This is a genomic window from Streptomyces sp. NBC_01498, from assembly GCF_036327775.1.
Taxonomy (GTDB): domain Bacteria; phylum Actinomycetota; class Actinomycetes; order Streptomycetales; family Streptomycetaceae; genus Streptomyces.
On sequence record NZ_CP109598.1, the window covers coordinates 4,119,912 to 4,134,263 of the forward strand.

The following is a 14,352-nucleotide window of genomic DNA, read 5'->3' on the forward strand; positions in this document are numbered from 1 at the left end:
ACGTACGGGGGACGCCGCCGACACGCGGTTGACGGACGGCCGCCGGGTGGTGCGGCACGGCCGGACGGGCATCCTGGAGGAATGGCTGAGCAGAGGGAGCGAAACGGCGGCGGGCACGAGGGTGGCGCGGGGGGCGCGCGGCGGGACCGGGCCCGGGATACGGCGCCGCCCCCCGGCCCCGGGAGCGACTCGACGGCCGCGGCGACCGCACTCGCCGCAGACCTGGCCGGCGCCGTCCGCGGCGAGGTGGACTTCGGCGCCGCCGCCCGCGCCCTCACCACCATGGACGCCTCCAACTACCGCCGTGTCCCGGTCGGCGTCGTCACCCCGCGCGACGCGGCCGACGTGGCGGCGGCCCTCGACGTCTGCCGCGCCCACGGCGTGCCCGTGGTGCCGCGCGGCGGCGGCACCTCCATCGCGGGGAACGCGATCGGCGCCGGCGTCGTCCTCGATCTCACCCGGCATCTTCGCTCGATCGTGTCGGTCGACCCCGAGGCACGTACCGCCGTAGTCCAGCCGGGCGTCGTGCTCGACCGGCTGCGCGACACCGTCCGGCCGCACGGCCTGACCTTCGGGCCCGACCCCTCCACGCACAGCCGCTGCACGCTCGGCGGCATGATCGGCAACAACTCGTGCGGCCCGCACTCCGTCGCCTGGGGAACGACCGCCGACAGCGTCCACGAGCTGTCCGTCACCACGTACGGCGGCACCGCCCTGCGGCTCGGCCGGGGCTGGGACGGCGCGCCCGCCGGGCTGCGCGCCCTGGTCGAGGACAACCTCGCGCTCCTGCGCACCGGCTACCCCACCGGACTGCCGCGCCGCATCTCCGGCTACGCGGTCGACGCGCTGCTCCCCGAGAACGGCACCGACCTCGCCCGTGCCTTCTGCGGCAGCGAGGGCACGCTCGGTGTGGTCACGGAAGCCGTCGTACGGCTGGTCGACTCGCCGCCCGCGCGGGCGCTCGCCGTCCTCGGCTACCCCGACGAGAGCGCGGCGGCCGAGGCGGCGGCCGGGCTGCTGCCGTACCACCCGCTGACCGTCGAGGGCATGGCCGACGACCTCGTGCCCGGACCGCACGACCTGCCGCGCGGCGGCGCCTGGCTTTTCGTGGAGACCGGCGGCGCGACCGCCGCCGAGGCCCGCGCGCACGCCGAGCGCATCGCGCGGGCCGCCGACGCCCTGGACAGCACGGTCGTGGTGGACCCGGCGGCGCTGCGGGCCCTGTGGCGGGTACGGGAGGACGCGTCGGGCACCGCGACGCGCAGTGCCGACGGCGGCGAGGCATGGCCGGGCTGGGAGGACTGCGCGGTGCCGCCCGCGCGACTCGGCGCGTATCTGCGGGAGTTCCGCGCGCTGCTCGCCGACCACGGGCTGCGCGGCACGCCGTACGGGCACTTCGGCGACGGCTGTATCCATGTCCGTGTCGATTTCGACCTGTTGAGCACCGAGGGGGTCCGGGTCTTCCGCCGCTTCTCCGAGGACGTCGCGGCCCTCGTCGTCGCGCACGGCGGTTCGCTCTCCGGCGAGCACGGCGACGGACGGGCGCGCTCGGAGCTGCTGCCGACGATGTACGGCTCCGAACTGACCGGTCTCTTCGAGCGGTTCAAGGACCTGTGGGACCCGGCGGGCGGCATGAACCCCGGTTCGATCGCCCGGCCCGACCGGCTCGACGAGCATCTGCGCTTCGAGGTGCTGCCGCGCGAGCGGGTCGACGTCGCGTTCGCCTACCCGCACGACGGCGTCGCGGCGGACGGCAGCGTGGGCGGGGACTTCTCGGCAGCCGTACGGCGCTGCGTGGGCGTCGCCAAGTGCCGGGTGGAAGGGCCGAGTTCGGGGGCCGGGGTGATGTGCCCGTCGTTCCGCGCGACCGGTGAGGAACAGCACTCCACGCGCGGGCGCGCCCGGCTGCTGCACGAGATGCTCGCCGGTGAGGTCGTCACGGACGGCTGGCGCTCGGCGGAGGTCAAGGACGCGCTCGACCTGTGCCTGTCGTGCAAGGGCTGCCGCAGCGACTGCCCGGTGGGCGTCGACATGGCCACGTACAAGGCGGAGTTCCTGCACCACCACTACGCGGGCCGGCGGCGGCCCGCCGCGCACTACGCGATGGGGCGGCTGCCGCGCTGGCTCCGGGCGGCGGCGCCCTTCGCGGGCGTACTGAACGCGGCCCTGCGGGTGCCGGGCACGGCGGCGCTTGCCAAACGCCTCGGCGGCATCGCCCCGGAGCGCGCGATCCCGCGCCTGGCGCCGCGGACGTTCACCCGGTGGCTGCGCGGGCGTGCCCCCGTGGCCGACCCTTCGGTGGTGCTGTGGCCGGACACGTTCACCGAGTACCTGTCGCCGTCGGTGGGGCGGGCGGCGGTACGGGTCCTGGACGCGGCGGGCCTCCCGCACACGGTGCCGCCCGGCCGGGTGTGCTGCGGGCTGACGTACGTCTCCACCGGCCAGCTCGACCAAGCCCGTACGGTCATGCGGCGCACCCTGGACCGGATGGAACCGGCGCTCGACCGGGGCCTGCCGGTGGTCGTCCTGGAGCCGAGCTGCGCCGCGGCGCTCCGGACCGACCTGCCGGAACTCCTCGCGGACGACCCGCGCGCGGCCCGGCTCGCCGCGTCGGTACGGACGTTCGCCCAGACCCTGGAGGAGTACGCCCCCGACTGGCGGCCACCCCGCGTGAACCGCCCGGTCGCGGGCCAGACCCACTGCCACCAGCACGCGGTCCTGGGCGACGCGGCGGACCGCCGACTGCGTGAACGGGCGGGCCTGGCGGGCGAGTTGAGCGGCGGCTGCTGCGGCCTGGCGGGCAACTTCGGCTTCGAGAAGGGCCACTACGACGTCTCGGTGGCCTGCGCGGAGGACCAACTGCTCCCGTCGGTCCGCGCGGCGTCCCCCACCACGGCATTCCTCGCGGACGGCTACTCGTGCCGCACCCAGCTGACCCAACTGACGAACACGGACGCGAGGCACCTGGCGGAGGTGCTGGCGGAGGCACTGGGGGAGGAGACGACGGGCGCGGACGGCGCGGGGGGTACGGACGGCCCGGTCACTCCGTGAGTTCCGGATGCCCGGTTCCGGCGAAGGTGATCCACACCGTTCGGTTCGTCTCGTCAACCAGGCCGGCCTCCGGCGGTGACTTCGAACTGCCACCGTTCCAGGTGCTGGCCCTTGAACAAACCAGTCCCGAGAGCCCCCTTGAGCGGATGCTGCCGATCCGGAGCGTCCGTCCCACGCGGATCGGCCCGTATGCGGTCGTACGCCCTGCGTACATTGCCCGTCGCATGCCGGGAGAGATGCTCCCAGCCCGTTGCGGCCTCGCCGCCGGCGAATCGGAGGCCGTACTCGCCCTTGATCGGAGGCGGCGCGGCGCGGTCTCCGCGCTTGGGGCTCATGTCTGCGTCCCCGGGCACTGGGCGGGACCGAGGTCGCCCTCGGGATCGCGCGTCACGGCCGCGAGGAGGGCCGGGTCCCGCGTACACCTCGGCGGTGTGCCGCCACTGGGTGAGCAGAAGGGTTGACGAGCCGGCCGCCGGAGTGGCCGTGATCGGCCCGGGGCGGGGGCGACTCGGGTGCGGTGTCCTTTTTCGGGTGCAGTATCTTCGATCTCGAAGTACATTGCGTTGCTCTCGATGATCTGGAGGAGGTCCCGGTGGACGAGCCGCGTACCCCGGCCGTCGGTATCGCCGGGCCGAACCCCGAGGCCGCCGGTGCGGTCGGCTCCGTCGGTGGCATTGGGGGCACCGGGGCGACCGGTGCCGACGGTGCCGGTGGCGTCAGCGCCGTCGGTGGTGCCGGTGGTGTCCGGGAGGAGAAGGGGCGGCGCGCGCTCGGGCCCGTCGCGCTCGTCGTCGCGGGCATGCTGTCCGTGCAGTTCGGGGCCTCCATCGCCGTACTGCTGATGCCGAGGACCGGCGCCGTCGGGGTCGTGACGCTGCGGCTCATGCTGGCCGCCCTCGTCCTGCTCGTCGTCTGCCGCCCCCGGATTCGCGGGTACGCCCGCGCCGACTGGGGCACCGTGCTCGTCTTCGGCGCCGTCCTCGCCGCGATGAACCTGCTCTTCTACCAGGCCGCCGCCCGTATCCCGCTCGGCGCCGCCGTGACGCTGGAGTTCCTCGGTCCGCTCGCGCTCTCCGTGATCGTCTCGCGCCGCCTCGGCAATCTCCTGTGGGCCGGGCTCGCACTCGGCGGCGTGCTGCTGCTCAGCGGCGGCGGGTTCGACCGGCTCGATCCGGTGGGGGTGGCGTACGGGCTCGGCGCGGGCGTGATGTGGGCCGCGTACATCGTCTACAGCGGCCGGACCGGGTCGCGCTTCCCGCAGGCCGACGGCCTCGCGCTGGCCATGGCGTTCGGCGCCCTGCTGTCCCTGCCCCTGGGGATCGTCGAGGCCGGGTCCAAGCTGCTCGTGCCGTCGACGATCGGGCTGGGCCTCGCGGTCGCGCTGATGTCCTCCGTCCTGCCGTACACCCTCGAACTGCTCGCGCTGCGCAATCTGCCCGCGCCGACGTTCGCGATCCTGATGAGCGCGGAACCGGCCCTCGCGGCCATGGCGGGCTTCTTCGTGCTGCACCAGGGCCTGTCGATGACCGACGCGTTGGCGATCGCCCTGGTCATCGCGGCGAGCATGGGCGCGGTCCGGACGCAGGGCGGCAAACGGGAGGTCGTCGTGGCGGAGGGCGGGACCCGGGACGGGAAGGCCGAACGGGCGCACGGAAGCGGCAAGGGCGGCAACGGCGGTATGAGGGGCACGGGCGGCACGAGCGGCAAGAAGTAAAGCAAGCACGCTTGCTTGTTTCCATGGGCGCTGCCATGCTCCGGGACACGTACGGCGGAGCGCGGCCATGTACGACCACGTACGCCGAGCACGACGACGTACGAGCACGACCGGTCCCCGTCCCGCCAGCCCGATCGGAGCGCCCGTGTCCGACCCCGCCGTGTCCGACGCCGTGTCCGACCCTCCCGCCGCCGACCCCCTCGTGCCCCTGCTGGACGATCTGCGCGACGAGAGCGACGAACTCGACCGGCTCGTGGCCGGGTTGGCCGACGCGGACTGGTCGCTCCCGACCCCCGCCGCCGGCTGGACCGTCGCCCACCAGATCGCCCATCTCGCCTGGACCGACACCGCGTCCCTCCTCGCCGTGACCGACGAGGCCGCCTTCGCCGACGTGGCCGGGCAGGCGCTCACCGCCCCCCACACCTTCGTGGACGACGGCGCGGCGGACGGGGCCGCGCTGCCGCCCGCCGATCTCCTCGCCCGCTGGCGCGCCGGCCGCGAACGGCTCCGGCAGGCGCTGCGCGCGGCGCCTCCCGGCGCGCGATTCCCCTGGTACGGGCCGCCGATGAGCGGGCCGTCCATGGTGACCGCGCGGCTGATGGAGACCTGGGCGCACGGCCAGGACGTCGCCGACGCGCTCGGCGCCCGGCGCGCGCCCACCGCGCGGCTGCGCCATGTCGCGTGGATCGGCGTACGGGCCCGCGACTACGCCTACCTGGTCCGGGGCGAGCAGCCGCCCACCGCACCCTTCCGCGTCGAACTCACCGGCATCGGTGGGGAGTTGTGGACGTACGGCCCCGAGGACGCCGACCAGCGCGTCACGGGCCCCGCCCTCGACTTCTGCCTCCTGGTCACCCAGCGCGCCCACCGCGCGGATCTCGCCGTACGGGCGGAGGGCGTTGACGCCGACCGGTGGCTGGACATCGCCCAGGCGTTCGCCGGCCCCGCCGGTCCCGGCCGCCCGGCACGGGGAGCCTGAGCATGCCCGACACTCGACCGACCCCCGACTCCCGACCGGCCACCGACCGACCGACCCCCGACTCCCGACCGGCCACCGACCGACCGACCCCCGACTCCCGACCGGCCACCGACCGACCGGCCTCCGACTCCCGACCGGCCACCGACCGACCGGCCTCCGACTCCCGACCGGCCACCGACCGACCGGCCTCCGACTCCCGACCGGCCACCGACCGACCGACCTCCGACTCCCGACCGGCCACCGGCCCCTCGCAGCTCGGCGCCACCCCCGGCGTCCTGCGGATCGGCAACGCCTCCGGCTTCTACGGCGACCGCTTCGACGCGCTGCGCGAGATGCTTACCGGCGGCCCCCTGGACGTCGTCACCGGCGACTACCTCGCCGAGCTGACCATGCTCATCCTCGGCCGCGACCGCCTGAAGAACCCGGCGTCCGGTTACGCCCGCACGTTCCTCCGGCAGTTGGAGGAAGGGCTCGGGCTCGCCCACGACCGCGGGGTGCGGATCGTCGCCAACGCGGGCGGCCTCAATCCGGCCGGACTCGCCTCCGCCGTGCGGGAGTTGGCCGAGCGGGTCGGTGTCCCCGTCCGGGTCGCCCACGTCGAGGGCGACGACCTGCTGGCGGGTCGCGACTGGGGCGCGGGCGTGCTCACCGCCAACGCCTACCTCGGCGGCGCGGGCATCGCGCACTGCCTGCGCGCGGGCGCCGACATCGTCGTGACCGGCCGCGTCACCGACGCCGCCCTCGTCACCGGCCCCGCCGCCGCCCACTTCGGCTGGGGCCCGGACGACCTCGACGCGCTCGCGGGCGCCGTCGTCGCCGGGCACGTCCTGGAGTGCGGCACCCAGGCCACCGGGGGCAACTACGCCTTCTTCCGGGAGCACGACGTCCGCCGCCCCGGCTTCCCGCTCGCCGAACTCCACGCGGACGGCAGCGCCGTCGTCACCAAGCACCCCGGCACCGGCGGGACCGTCGACATCGGCACCGTCACCGCGCAGTTGCTGTACGAGACGGGCGGCGCCCGGTACGCGGGCCCGGACGTGACCGCCCGGCTCGACACCGTGCGGCTCACCACGGACGGCCCCGACCGGGTCAGGATCTCCGGCGTACGCGGCGAGGCCCCGCCCCCCGCGCTCAAGGTCGGCCTCAACCGGATCGGCGGCTGGCGCAACGAGATCGTGTTCGTGCTCACCGGGCTCGACATCGAGGACAAGGCCCGGCTCGTACGGGAGCAGATCGCCGACGCGCTGACCGCCCCCGAGGTCACCAAGGCGCCGGACGAGGTCCGTTGGGAGCTGGCCCGCACCGACCGCCCGGACGCCGCCACCGAGGAGACCGCGAGCGCGCTGCTGCGGCTCGTCGTCCGCGACAGCGACCCCGAAGCCGTCGGCCGGGCCGTCACCGGCGCCGCTGTCGAACTGGCGCTGGGCAGTTACCCCGGCTTCCATGTCACCGCGCCGCCCGGCAAGGGCGCGCCGTACGGCGTCTTCGAGGCGGCGTACGTGCCCGCCGCCGACGTCCCGCACACGGCGGTGCTGCCCGACGGCACCCGCGTTCCGATACCGACTCCGTCGCACACCAAGTCACTTGAGCCCGTCCCGGAACCCCCGCTGCCGGACCCGCTGCCCGCCGGGCCCACTCGCCGCGCCCCCCTCGGCCTGGTCGCCGGAGCCCGCAGTGGCGACAAGGGCGGCGACGCCAACATCGGTGTCTGGGCCCGCACCGACGAGGCATGGCGGTGGCTGGCCCACGAGCTGACCGTGGACCGGCTGCGCCAACTCCTGCCCGAGACGGTCAATCTGACGGTCACTCGGCACGCACTGCCCCGGCTGCGCGCGCTCAACTTCACCGTCGAGGGCCTCCTCGGCGAGGGCGTCGCCGCGCAGGCCCGCTTCGACCCCCAGGCCAAGGCACTCGGCGAGTGGCTGCGCGCGCGCCACGCCGACATCCCGGAGGTACTCCTGTGACCGTGCTCCCCTCGGCGCTGGACACCACGTCCCCCGACTACGCCGCCCATCGCGCCGGGATGCTGGCCAAACTCGCCGACCTGGGTGCCGAGCACGCCAAGGCGCTGGCGGGCGGCGGCGAGAAGTACGTCGTCCGGCACCGTGAGCGCGGCAAATTGACGGCCCGTCAGCGGATCGAGCTGCTTGTCGACCCCGACAGCCCGTTCCTCGAACTGTCCCCGCTCGCCGCCTGGGGCAGTGACTACCCCGTCGGCGCGTCCATGGTCACCGGCATCGGCGTGATCGAGGGCGTCGAGTGCGTCGTCACCGCCAACGACCCCACCGTGCGGGGCGGCGCGTCCAACCCCTGGACCCTGAAGAAGGCGCTGCGCGCCAACCAGATCGCGTACGAGAACCGCCTCCCGCTGATCAGCCTGGTCGAGTCCGGCGGCGCCGATCTCCCGTCGCAGAAGGAGATCTTCATCCCCGGCGGCGCGCTCTTCCGCGACCTGACCCGGCTCTCCGCCGCCCGTATCCCCACCGTCGCCGTCGTCTTCGGCAACTCGACGGCGGGCGGCGCGTACGTGCCCGGCATGTCCGACCACACCGTGATGATCAAGGACCGGTCGAAGGTCTTCCTCGGCGGACCGCCCCTGGTGAAGATGGCGACCGGCGAGGAGAGCGACGACGAATCGCTCGGCGGCGCCGAGATGCACGCCCGTACCTCGGGGCTCGCCGACCACTTCGCCCTGGACGAACCCGACGCGATCCGCCAGGCACGCCGTATCGTCGCGCGTCTCAACCACCGTAAGGCGCACGCCGATCCGGACCCGGTGACGGTCGAGCCGCCCGTGTACGACGAGGACGAACTGCTCGGCATCGTGCCCGGCGACCTGAAGATCCCCTTCGACCCGCGCGAGGTCGTGGCGCGGATCGTGGACGGCTCGGACCTCGACGAGTTCAAACCGCTCTACGGGCCGAGCCTGGTCACCGGCTGGGCGCGGCTGCACGGCTACCCGGTGGGCGTACTGGCCAACGCGCAGGGCGTGTTGTTCAGCGCCGAGTCGCAGAAGGCCGCGCAGTTCATCCAGCTCGCCAACCAGCGCGACATCCCCCTGGTCTTCCTGCACAACACCACCGGCTACATGGTCGGCAGGGAGTACGAGCAGGGCGGCATCATCAAACACGGCGCGATGATGATCAACGCCGTCGCCAACTCGACCGTCCCGCACCTGTCGGTGCTGATGGGCGCCTCGTACGGCGCCGGGCACTACGGCATGTGCGGCCGGGCCTACGACCCCCGGTTCCTCTTCGCCTGGCCGAGCGCCAAGTCGGCCGTCATGGGCCCGCAGCAACTGGCCGGGGTGCTCTCGATCGTGGCACGCGCGTCGGCGGCGGCCCGGGGCAACGCGTACGACGAGGAGGGGGACGCGGCGCTGCGCGCGATGGTGGAGGCGCAGATCGAGTCGGAGTCGCTGCCCGCGTTCCTGTCCGGGCGGCTCTACGACGACGGGGTGATCGACCCGCGCGACACCCGCACGGTGCTCGGCCTGTGCCTGTCGGCGATCCACACGGCGCCGGTCGACGGTGTCCGGTCCGGCTTCGGCGTCTTCCGTATGTGATCCGGCGTCTGCCGCATGTGAGGTGGTGAGGGACTGTGAGTACCACGCGAACGACCGGGACCCCGATGATCTCGGCCCTGCTGGTCGCCAACCGCGGCGAGATCGCGCGCCGCGTCTTCCGCACCTGCCGCGAGCGCGGCATCGGCACGGTGGCCGTCTTCTCCGACGAGGACGCCGGGGCCGCCCACGTACGGGAGGCGGACGCGGCCGTACGGCTGCCGGGGGCGGCGCCCGCCGACACGTATCTGCGCGGCGACAGAATCGTGAAGGCCGCGCTGGCGGCGGGCGCGGACGCCGTGCACCCCGGCTACGGCTTCCTCTCCGAGAACGCCGGCTTCGCGCGGGCCGTGCTCGACGCGGGGCTGGTGTGGGTGGGGCCGCCGCCGGAGGCCATCGAGGCGATGGCGTCCAAGACACGCGCCAAGGAACTCATGGCGGCGGCGGGCGTCCCCCTGCTCGCTCCCGTCGACCCGGCGACCGCGACCGACGCCGATCTGCCGCTGCTGATCAAGGCGGCGGCGGGCGGCGGCGGGCGCGGGATGCGGATCGTCCGCACGCGTGACGCGATCGGGGAGGAGTGGGAGGCGGCGTCGGCCGAGGCCCGTTCGGCGTTCGGCGACGGCGAGGTCTTCGCGGAGCCGTACGTGGAGCGGGGCCGGCACGTCGAGGTGCAGATCCTCGCCGACGCGCACGGCACGGTGTGGGCGCTCGGCACCCGCGACTGCTCCCTGCAACGGCGGCACCAGAAGGTGATCGAGGAGGCCCCGGCGCCCGGACTGAACGACGAGCTGCGCGCGACGCTCACGGACGCGGCCGTCGCGGCGGCGCGCGCGGTGGACTACCGGGGCGCGGGCACGGTCGAGTTCCTGGTCTCGCCCACCGGCAAGGTGCACTTCCTGGAGATGAACACCCGCCTCCAGGTCGAACACCCCGTGACGGAGGAGGTGTTCGGCGTCGACCTCGTCGCCCTTCAACTCGCCGTCGCGGAAGGCGGGACGCTCCCGCCGGAGCCGCCGGCCGCGCGCGGACACGCGGTGGAGGCCCGGCTGTACGCGGAGGACCCGGCGAACGGCTGGGCACCTCGGCCGGGCCGCGTGCACGCCCTGACGGTGCCGGGCGCGGGTACGGGTGCCTCGGCGGCCGGTGCTCCGGATGCTCCGGGCGCCGGGCCCCGGCTGCGGGTCGACTCCGGTTACGGGCCCGGCGACCGTGTCGGGGTGCACTACGACTCCCTGCTCGCCAAGGTGATCGCCTGGGCGCCCACCCGGGCCGGGGCCGTCCGGCTGCTGGCCGACGCGCTGCGCCGGGCCCGCGTCCACGGTCCGGTCACCAACCGCGACCTGCTCGTACGGTCCCTGAAACACCCGGAGTTCACGGACGGTCGGGCCGACACCGGTTTCTACGGGCGCCACTTGGACGCCCTCACCGGGCCGGGCGACGACCGCGAGGCCCGGCACGCCGCCCTGGCCGCCGCGCTCGCCGACGCCGCCCGGCGCGGGCACCCCCTCGGCGGCTGGCGGAACCTCGCGTCGCAGCCGCAGACCAAGACGTACGGGCAGGACGGGGAGCGGGCCCCGTACGAGGTGCGCTACCACCGCACCCGCGACGGCTACCGCGCCGAGGACGACTCCGTACGCCCCGCCTCCGTCACGCCCGGCCGGGTCGGCCTCGAAGTCGACGGCGTACTGCGCCACTTCGACGTCGCGGAGTACGGCGACGGCCACGTCCATGTCGACGGCCCGGCCGGCGCGCACCGGCTGCGCGTCCACCCCCGCTTCACCGACCCCAGGGCCGCCACCGCGCCCGGCTCGCTGCTCGCGCCCATGCCCGGCACGGTCGTACGGATCGCGGAGGGGCTCGGCGTGGGCAGCGCCGTCACCGCCGGGCAGCCGCTCGTCTGGCTGGAGGCCATGAAGATGGAGCACCGGGTCACCGCGCCCGCCTCCGGCACCCTCACCGCGCTGCACGCCACCCCCGGCGGCCAGGTCGAGGTCGGCGCACTGCTCGCCGTCGTCACCGCCGCCCCCACGGACCCCGACCCGGTCCCGACGGACAACGCCGCGGCACCGACGGACCCTGCCCCGGTCCCGACGGACACCGCCGCGGCACCGACGGACACCGCGCCCACGGACCCCGCCGTACAGGAGGACAGATCCGCATGAGCATCGTCGAAACGCAGGAACACCGGGATCTCCGCGCCGCCGTCGCCGCCCTCGGCCGGCGCCACGGCCGCGACTTCGACCGCGCGACCCTGTGGAGCGAGGCGGGCAAGCTCGGCCACCTCGGGGTGAACCTTCCCGAGGAGTACGGCGGCGGGGGCGGCGGACTCGCCGAACTCTCCATCGTGCTCGAAGAGTTGGGTGCGGCGGGCTGCCCCCTGCTGCTCATGGTCGTCTCGCCCGCCATCTGCGGCACCGTCATCGCCCGCTTCGGCACGGAGGCCCAGAAACGCGCCTGGCTCCCCGGCCTCGCCGACGGCTCCCGCACCATGGCCTTCGGCATCACCGAACCCGACGCCGGCTCGAACTCGCACCGCCTCACCACCACCGCCCGCCGGGGCCCCGACGGTGACGGCGGCGGCTGGATACTCAACGGCCGCAAGGTCTTCGTCTCCGGCGTCGACATCACCGACGCCACCCTCGTCGTCGGCCGCACCGAGGACGCCAGGACGGGCTCCCTCAAGCCCTGCCTCTTCATCGTCCCCCGTGACGCACCGGGCTTCCACCGCTCGCGGATCGACATGGAACTGCACGCCGTGGAGAAGCAGTTCGAGCTGGTGCTGGACGACGTACGGCTGCCGGCGGACGCTCTCGTCGGCGACGAGGACGCCGGACTCCTCCAACTCTTCGCCGGTCTCAACCCCGAACGTGTCATGACCGCCGCCTTCGCCCTCGGCATGGGCCGCTACGCGCTCGACAAGGCCGTGGACTACGCGAAGACCCGCCAGGTCTGGCAACAGCCCATCGGCGCCCACCAGGCCGTCGCCCACCCGCTCGCCCAGGCGCACATCGAGATCGAACTCGCCCGGCTGATGATGCGCAAGGCCGCCCACCTCTACGACACGGGCGACGACGCGGGCGCGGGCGAGGCGGCGAACATGGCCAAGTACGCGGCGGCGGAAGCCTGCGTACACGCCGTCGACCAGGCCGTACAGACCCTCGGCGGCAACGGCCTCACCCGCGAGTACGGACTGGCGTCCCTCGTCACCGCGTCCCGGGTGGCCCGTATCGCGCCCGTCAGCCGCGAAATGATCCTCAACTACGTGTCCCACCAGTCCCTGGGTCTCCCCAAGTCGTACTGAGGCAGGCCATTCTGTCCGTCCCAGGGGTCGAGGGGCCGAGCGGTCGAGTGGCCGGTCGAGGGGCCGGGGCGCCTGGTCCGGTGTCCGCGCGTCGAAGGGATCGTCGGCATGATCTTTCACAGTGAGTACGCGGAGGTCGAGGCGGTCGACCAGCCCATCCACGACGCCGTGCTGGGCCGCGCCGCCGAGTTCGGGGACGCCGTCGCGCTGATCGACGGTACGGACGGCACCGCCGTCAGCTACGCCCAACTGGACGTCTTCCACCGCCGTACCGCCGCCGGACTCGTCGCCGCCGGTCTGCGCACCGGCGACGTGCTGGCACTGCACAGCCCCAACTCCGTCGCGTATCCGGTGGTGTTCTACGGCGCCACCCGGGCGGGCGCGTCCGTCACCACCGTCCATCCGCTGTCCACCGCCGAGGAGTTCGCGAAACAGCTCCGGGACTCCGCCGCCCGCTGGATCGTCACCGTCTCACCGCTCCTCGAAGTCGCCCGCAGGGCGGCCGAGTTGGCGGGCGGCGTCGTGGAGATCCTGGTCTGCGACCGGACGCCGGGCCACCGGTCGGTCCTCGACATGATCGCGTCCGAGCCGGAGCCGACGACCGGCGAACCCTTCACGGACCCGGTCGTCGACCCCGCCGAGGACATCGCCGCCCTTCCGTATTCCTCCGGCACCACCGGCACCCCCAAGGGCGTGATGCTGACGCACCGCTCCATCGCCACGAACCTCGCGCAACTCGACCCCGTCATACCGATGCGCCCCGGCGACCGCATCCTCGCCGTCCTTCCGTTCTTCCACATCTACGGCCTCACGGCCCTGATGAACGCCCCGCTGCGGACCGGCGCCACCGTCGTCGTCCTGCCGCGCTTCGAACTCGACCAGTTCCTCGGCGCGATCCAGACCCACCGCATCAACGGCCTGTACGTGGCCCCGCCGATCGTCCTCGCGCTCGCCAAGCACCCGGCCGTCGCCCGGTACGACCTGTCCTCGCTCGACTACATCGTCAGCGCCGCCGCCCCGCTCGACGCCCGCCTCGCCGAGGCGTGCTCGGCCCGCCTGGGCCTGCCGCCGGTCCGGCAGGCGTACGGCATGACGGAACTCTCCCCGGGCACCCACGTCGTCCCCCTCGACGCCGACGACCCGCCGGCCGGAGCGGTCGGAAAACTGCTCCCCAGCACGGAGATGCGCATCGTCTCCCTGGACGACCCCACCACGGACGTACCGGTGGGCTCGGACGGCGAAGTCCTCATCCGGGGACCGCAGGTGATGAAGGGTTACCTCGGCCGCCCCGAGGAGACCGCCCACATGATCGACGCCGACGGCTGGGTGCACACGGGCGACGTCGGCCGCGTCGACGCCGACGGCTGGCTGTTCGTGGTCGACCGGGTGAAGGAACTCATCAAGTACAAGGGCTTCCAGGTCGCCCCCGCGGACCTCGAAGCGCTGCTGCTGACGCACAAGTCGATAGCCGACGCGGCGGTGATCGGCGTGTACGACGAGGACGGCAACGAGATCCCGAAGGCGTACGTGGTCCGGCAGCCCACGGCCACCGGGCTCACGGAGGCCGAGGTCATGACGTACGTCGCGGAACAGGTGGCCCCGCACAAGAAGATCCGCCGCGTCGAGTTCGTCGACGGAGTCCCCCGGGCCACGTCGGGCAAGATCCTCCGGCGTGAACTGCGCGACCGGGAGGGGCAGTCGGTGACGGGGTGAGACGACGGGGAGCGGCGACCGGGGTGAGA

At 73.9% G+C, this 14,352-nt stretch carries 8 protein-coding genes; all 8 read left to right on the forward strand.

Features of this window, described 5'->3' with window-relative positions:
* Positions 1–81 precede the first annotated feature (81 nt).
* Entirely contained in the window at positions 82–3,051 is a 2,970-nt protein-coding gene (locus tag OG875_RS17615) for an FAD-binding and (Fe-S)-binding domain-containing protein (protein ID WP_330175175.1), read from the forward strand.
* A 592-nt stretch (positions 3,052–3,643) separates the two neighbouring features.
* Positions 3,644–4,765: an EamA family transporter gene (locus tag OG875_RS17620; protein WP_330175176.1), complete on the forward strand. Its 1,122-nt coding sequence runs from the start codon at positions 3,644–3,646 to the stop codon at positions 4,763–4,765.
* 172 nt (positions 4,766–4,937) lie between these two features.
* Positions 4,938–5,744: a TIGR03084 family metal-binding protein gene (locus OG875_RS17625; RefSeq protein WP_443079265.1), complete on the forward strand. Its 807-nt coding sequence runs from the start codon at positions 4,938–4,940 to the stop codon at positions 5,742–5,744.
* Between the two features lie 2 nt (positions 5,745–5,746).
* Positions 5,747–7,708 (forward strand): acyclic terpene utilization AtuA family protein, encoded by a 1,962-nt coding sequence (locus tag OG875_RS17630; protein WP_330175178.1) that lies wholly within the window; start codon positions 5,747–5,749, stop codon positions 7,706–7,708.
* Positions 7,705–9,309, forward strand: coding sequence for an acyl-CoA carboxylase subunit beta (locus tag OG875_RS17635; protein WP_330175179.1), 1,605 nt, complete (start codon positions 7,705–7,707; stop codon positions 9,307–9,309). Before OG875_RS17630 ends, OG875_RS17635 begins: the two co-directional genes overlap by 4 nt.
* A gap of 65 nt (positions 9,310–9,374) precedes the next feature.
* Positions 9,375–11,471 carry an acetyl/propionyl/methylcrotonyl-CoA carboxylase subunit alpha gene (locus OG875_RS17640; protein WP_330177786.1) on the forward strand — a complete coding sequence of 699 codons (2,097 nt, stop codon included), beginning with the start codon at positions 9,375–9,377 and terminating at the stop codon, positions 11,469–11,471.
* Complete coding sequence (locus tag OG875_RS17645) at positions 11,468–12,610, forward strand: acyl-CoA dehydrogenase family protein (protein WP_330175180.1); 1,143 nt, start codon at positions 11,468–11,470, stop codon at positions 12,608–12,610. Before OG875_RS17640 ends, OG875_RS17645 begins: the two co-directional genes overlap by 4 nt.
* Before the next feature lie 108 nt (positions 12,611–12,718).
* Positions 12,719–14,323: a 4-coumarate--CoA ligase family protein gene (locus OG875_RS17650; protein ID WP_330175181.1), complete on the forward strand. Its 1,605-nt coding sequence runs from the start codon at positions 12,719–12,721 to the stop codon at positions 14,321–14,323.
* Positions 14,324–14,352 lie beyond the last annotated feature (29 nt).

What these genes read in the sequence shown, in the direction of transcription:
- OG875_RS17630 (WP_330175178.1), top strand. Translation starts at nt 5,747, where the DNA reads ATGCCCGACACTCGACCGACCCCCGACTCCCGACCGGCCACCGACCGA.
- OG875_RS17615 (WP_330175175.1), top strand. Translation starts at nt 82, where the DNA reads ATGGCTGAGCAGAGGGAGCGAAACGGCGGCGGGCACGAGGGTGGCGCG.
- OG875_RS17640 (WP_330177786.1), top strand. Translation starts at nt 9,375, where the DNA reads ATGATCTCGGCCCTGCTGGTCGCCAACCGCGGCGAGATCGCGCGCCGC.
- OG875_RS17650 (WP_330175181.1), top strand. Translation starts at nt 12,719, where the DNA reads ATGATCTTTCACAGTGAGTACGCGGAGGTCGAGGCGGTCGACCAGCCC.
- OG875_RS17645 (WP_330175180.1), top strand. Translation starts at nt 11,468, where the DNA reads ATGAGCATCGTCGAAACGCAGGAACACCGGGATCTCCGCGCCGCCGTC.